Annotated in this window: 2 protein-coding genes; one reads left to right on the top strand and one right to left on the bottom strand. The window is 59.6% G+C overall.

Annotation, left to right across the window (positions count from 1 at the left end; translation table 11 throughout):
- Window positions 1-215: mercuric ion transporter MerT (locus ACFFXY_RS25355; RefSeq protein ID WP_382357098.1), on the bottom strand; the 215-nt coding region annotated here is incomplete at its 3' end.
- A gap of 71 nt (window positions 216-286) precedes the next feature.
- Between ACFFXY_RS25355 and ACFFXY_RS25360 the strand changes: the two genes are divergently transcribed.
- On the top strand, window positions 287-562 hold a 276-nt coding region (locus ACFFXY_RS25360; protein WP_171874298.1), incomplete at its 3' end, for a MerR family transcriptional regulator.

Below are 562 nucleotides of genomic sequence, written 5' to 3' on the forward strand. Positions count from 1 at the left end.
GGCCGGTAAATCCGCTTCCAGGCGAAGAACAGCGCCACTAGCGCCGCGCCGATGAACAACGGTCGATAGGGTTCCAGCACCGTCAGGTTGCCGATCCAAGCACCGGAGAAGCCCAGGGCGACCAGTACTAGCGGCCCCAGGCAGCAGGTCGATGCAAGAATGGCGGCCAGCCCGCCGGCGAAGAGCGCACCGCGCCCGTTTTGTGGTTCAGACATACGTTGGCCCTTTTGAATTTGGATTGGATAGCGTAACCTTACTTCCGTACTCATGTACGGAGTCAAGCGATATGGAAAATAATTTGGAAAACCTGACCATTGGCGTTTTTGCCAAGGCGGCCGGGGTCAACGTGGAGACAATCCGCTTCTATCAGCGCAAGGGCCTGTTGCGGGAACCGGACAAGCCTTACGGCAGCATCCGCCGCTATGGGGAGGCGGACGTGGTTCGGGTGAAATTCGTGAAATCGGCACAGCGGCTGGGGTTCAGTCTGGACGAGATTGCCGAGCTGTTGCGGCTCGACGATGGCACCCACTGCGAGGAGGCCAGCAGCCTGGCCGAACACAAG

The organism is Glycomyces mayteni (assembly GCF_042428885.1).
Classification (GTDB): Bacteria; Actinomycetota; Actinomycetes; order Mycobacteriales; family Micromonosporaceae; genus Glycomyces; species Glycomyces mayteni.